1 protein-coding gene is annotated in these 4,890 nt (G+C 75.5%); it reads left to right on the top strand.

All coding sequences use genetic code 11. The features are described 5' to 3' along the window. Nucleotides 1-4,890: type I polyketide synthase (locus tag JL475_RS38040; RefSeq protein ID WP_202282774.1), on the top strand; the 4,890-nt coding region annotated here is incomplete at both ends.

The raw sequence follows: 4,890 nt of genomic DNA, 5'->3' as shown, positions 1-4,890 counted from the left end.
CAGGAATGGGCGGAGGACGGCCGTCCCCGCCGGGCGGGTGTCTCCTCCTTCGGCATCAGCGGCACCAACGCCCACATCATCCTCGAACAGGCACCGCAGACCAGCTCTCCCGAAGAGCCCACCACGCCGGCTTCCCCGGTGCCGTGGGTGGTGGCCGGGCGCACCCCCGAGGCGCTGAGCGCTCAGGCGCAGAAGCTGCTGGAACGTTTCGAGGACGACGACGCCCTGGACGTCGCGACGTTGGCGCGATCGCTGGCGACGACCCGTACGGCCTTCGAACACCGTGGCGTGGTCACGGGGTCGGACCCGGCCGATCTGCTGGCCGGCCTCAGGGCACTCGCCGCAGGTGAGAGTGCTCCGAACCTGTTCCAGGGCAGGGAGCAGGACGGCTCGACCGCGTTCCTGTTCTCCGGCCAGGGCTCCCAGCGGGTCGGCATGGGCGCGGAGCTGGCAGCGGCCTTCCCGGTGTTCGCCGAGGCGTACGACGCCGTCTGCGCGGAGCTGGACCGCCACCTGCCGCGCCCGCTGCGCGAGGTGGTCGACGGCGACGGGCAGGCGCTGGAGCAGACCGAGTTCACCCAGCCGGCGCTCTTCGCCCTCGAAGTCGCCCTCTTCCGCCTGCTCGAGTCCTGGGGCATCCGCCCCGACTTCGTGGCCGGCCACTCCATCGGCGAGATCGCCGCCGCGCACGCCGCCGGCGTCCTCACCCTCCCCGACGCCGCCCGCCTCATCACCGCCCGCGGCCGGCTCATGCAGCGCCTGCCCGACGACGGTGCCATGGCCGCCGTCGGCGCCTCCGCCGAGGAGGTCACCGCTCTCCTGGCCGGTCACGAGGACGGGGCCGGTATCGGCGCGGTCAACGGACCGGAGTCCGTGGTGGTCTCCGGCCGGCGCGACGCCGTGGCCGCCGTGGTCGACGCGGCCACCGAGCGCGGGTACCGCACCAGCTGGCTCAAGGTCAGCCATGCCTTCCACTCGTCCCTGATGGAGCCGATGCTGGAGGAGTTCCGCGCCGTCGCGGCCGGCATCTCCTACGCGCCCGCGCAGATCCCCTTCGTCTCCACCGTCACCGGCGCCCGCGCCGGGGACGAGCTGTGCACCCCCGCGTACTGGGTGGACCACGTCCGCGACGGCGTGCGCTTCGCCGACGCCATCGCGGCCCTCGCCGCCGACGGCGTACGGACCTTCGTCGAGATCGGCCCGGACGCCGTCCTCGCCGGCATGGGCGCGCAGTGCGTCGACGCCGACAGCGGCGCCGTCTTCCTGCCCGTACTGCGCCGCGGCCGCCCCGAGGACGCCGAGGCCGTCGCGGCCCTGGCCCGGCTGTTCACGCGGGGCGCCGACGTCCGGTGGGCCGGCCTGCTGGGCACGGGCCCGGTGGTCGACCTCCCGACCTACGCCTTCCGCCACCGCCGCTTCTGGCTCGACGCCGCCCCCGCCACCGACGTGGCGGGCGTCGGACAGGTGCCCGTGGGCCATCCCATGCTCGGCGCGGCCGTCGCCCTCCCCGGCACCGACGGTGCGGACGGGTTCGTCCTCACCGGGCGGCTGTCGGTGCAGGCGCAGCCCTGGCTCGCCGACCATGTCGTACGGGGCTCGGTGCTGCTGCCGGGTACCGGCTTCGTCGAGCTGGCGCTGTGCGCCGGCGAACAGGCCGGCTGCCCGCAGGTCGAGGAACTCACCCTGCACGCCCCCCTGGTCGTCCCCGACCAGGGCGGCACCGCCCTCCAAGTCGTTGTCGGCGCACCCGACGACAGCGGGCGGCGCACCGTGAACGTCTTCTCCCGCGCCGAGGGCGGACCGGTCGACGGCGAGTGGACCCGGCACGCCTCCGGCACGCTCACCCAGGCCGCCCCCGCCCCGCCGAGCGGCCTGACGGTGTGGCCGCCGGAGAACGCGGTCGCCCTCGACGTGACGGCCGCCTACGACGGCCTCGCGAGCCGCGGCTACGGCTACGGCCCCGCTTTCCAGGGCCTGCGCGCCGTCTGGCGCCGCGGCGACGAGGTCTTCGCCGAGGTCGAACTGCCCGCCGAGACCGCCGCCGGCGCCGCCGCGTACGGACTGCACCCCGCCCTCTTCGACACGGCGATGCACGCCGACCTGCTCAACGACACCGACGGCCCGACCCTGCTCCCGTTCGTCTGGAACCGGGTCTCGCTGCACGCCACCGGTGCGTCCGCCCTGCGCGTCCGCATCCTGCGGATCGACGGCGACGAGGTGTCCGCGATCGAGCTGGCGGACGCCCAGGGCCGCCCTGTGGCGTTCGTCGAGTCGCTGGTGTCCCGGCCCGTCACCGGCCGGGAGCTGACCGCCGCGGCCGTCGCCGCCCAGGGCCCCGGCCTGCACCGCACCACGTGGCAGCCGCTGTCCCTCGCGGCCCACGCCCGTACCGCCCCCGGCAACTGGGTGCGCCTCACCGCCGACCCGCAGGCCGCCGGCCACCCCGACGTGCCCGCCCACGCGGACCTCGCCGGCCTGCTGGCCGCCGTCACCCGGGGCGCCGCCGTACCGGACACCGTCCTCGTGGACGCCACGGCCGGCGCGTCCGACGACGACGTCCTCGCCGCCACCAGGTCCGGCGCCCTCGGCCTGCTCGCCACCGTTCAGGGCTGGCTGGCCGACACCCGGCTCGCCGGGTCGAAGCTCGTCGTCCTGACCCGCGGTGCCGCCCCCATCCACGGCGACGTGTCCCCGGCGCAGGCCGCGCTGTGGGGACTGGTGCGCGCGGCGCAGGCCGAGCACCCGGACCGGTTCGTCCTCGTCGACACCGACGGCAGCGACGCCTCCGCCCAGGCCCTGCCCGCCCTGCTCGCCACCGGCGAGCCCGAGTGCGCCCTGTACGACGGCGACGCCCATGTCCCCCGTCTCACCCGCGTCGCACCGCCGGCGGACACCGGCGAGCAGGACGCCGCGCCCGGCTGGGACCCCCACGGCACCGTCCTCATCACTGGCGGCACCGGCGGACTCGGCGGCCTCGCCGCCCGCCACCTCGTCGCCGAACTCGGCGTACGCCACCTGCTGCTCACCAGCCGACGCGGCCCCGACGCGCCGGGCGCCCGCGCGCTGAGCGACGAGCTGACCGCCCTGGGCGCCACCGTCACCGTCGCGGCATGCGACGTCGCCGACCGCGGCGCCGTCGCCGGCCTGCTCGCCGGCATCCCCGCCGCGCACCCGCTGACGGCGGTCGTCCATGCCGCCGGAGCCGCCGACAGCGGAGTCGTCGACGCCCTCACCCCCGAGCAGTTCGACGCCGTGCTGCGGCCGAAGGCCGACGCCGCCTGGCACCTGCACGAGCTGACCCGCAACCTCGGCCTCGCCGCGTTCGTCCTCTACTCCTCCGCCGGCGGTATCGTCCTGGCCGCCGGTCAGGCCAACTACGCCGCCGCCAACGCCTTCCTCGACGGACTGGCCGCCCACCGCCGCGCCGCAGGGCTGCCCGCGACGTCCCTGGCCTGGGGCCTGTGGGCGGAGAACACCGGCCTCGGCGGCGAACTCGGCGACGCCGACCTGGCCCGGATGGCCCGGCTCGGCCTCCCCGCGCTCACCGTGGCCGAGGGACTGGACCTGCTCGGTGCCGCCCTGCACAGCGACGAGGCCGTCCTCGCCCCGCTGCACATCGACACCGCGGCGCTGCGCGACCGCACCGACGACCTTCCTGCACAGCTGCGCGGCTTCGTCCCCGTCCGCCCCCGCCGCCGTGCCGCGAGCGCCGCCACCCGCGCGTCGGGGACGTCGCTGGCGCAGACTCTCGCCGGACTCACCGACGCCGAACGCGACCACACCCTGCTCGACCTGGTCACCACGTACGTCGCCACCGTCCTCGGCTACCAGGACAACGCGGCCGTCGACGGCAGCAAGGCGTTCAAGGAACTGGGCTTCGACTCGCTCGCCGCCGTCGAACTGCGCAACCACCTCGGCACCGCGACCGGCCTCGCCCTCCCCGCGACCCTGATCTTCGACTACCCCACCGCGCGGGCCGTCGCCGAGCTCCTGAAGGCCAGGCTCGTCGACGTCCACGACAGCGCCCCCGCCGCGGCGGCCGCCGGAACACCGGCCCGTACCACCGCCGCCGGCCATGACGAGCCGATCGCCATCATCGGCATGGCCTGCCGCTACCCCGGCGGAGTCACCTCACCCGAGGACCTCTGGCAGATCGTCGCCGAAGGCCGCGACGTCATCACCGAGTTCCCCACCAACCGCGGCTGGGACATCGACGGCGTCTACGACCCCGAGCCCGGAAAACGCGGCAAGACCTACGCCCACGAAGGCGGCTTCCTGCACCAGGCCGCCGACTTCGACCCCGCCTTCTTCGGCATCGGCCCGCACGAGGCCCTGGCCATGGACCCGCAGCAGCGGCTCCTGCTGGAGACCGCGTGGGAGGCGCTGGAGCGCGCCGGCATCGACCCGACCACGCTGCGCGGCAGCCAGACCGGCGTGTTCACCGGCGCCATGTACGACGACTACGGCAGCCGGCAGCACAACGCACCGCCGGAGGTCGCCGCGTACCTCGCCAACGGCAGCTCGGGCGCGGTCGTCTCGGGCCGGATCTCGTACATCCTCGGCCTCGAAGGCCCCTCCATGACCGTCGACACGGCCTGCTCGTCGTCGCTCGTGACCCTGCACCTCGCCGTCCAGGCGCTGCGCGCCGGCCAGTGCTCGCTTGCCCTGGCCGGCGGCGCGACGGTGCTGTCCGCCACCGACCTGTTCATCGACTCCAGCCGGCAGGGCGTCCTCGCCCCCGACGGCCGCTCCAAGGCCTTCTCGGCCGCCGCCGACGGCGTCGGCTGGGCGGAGGGCGTCGGTCTGCTCCTCGTCGAGCGGTTGTCGGACGCGCGCCGCAACGGGCACCGGGTGCTGGCCGTGGTGCGGGGTACGGCGGTGAACCAGGAC

The organism is Streptomyces sp. M2CJ-2, assembly GCF_016757295.1.
In the GTDB taxonomy this organism is placed as follows: domain Bacteria; phylum Actinomycetota; class Actinomycetes; order Streptomycetales; family Streptomycetaceae; genus Streptomyces.
Note: the sequence above shows the minus strand (reverse complement) of the source record. Positions and strands in the feature narration are given on the sequence as shown.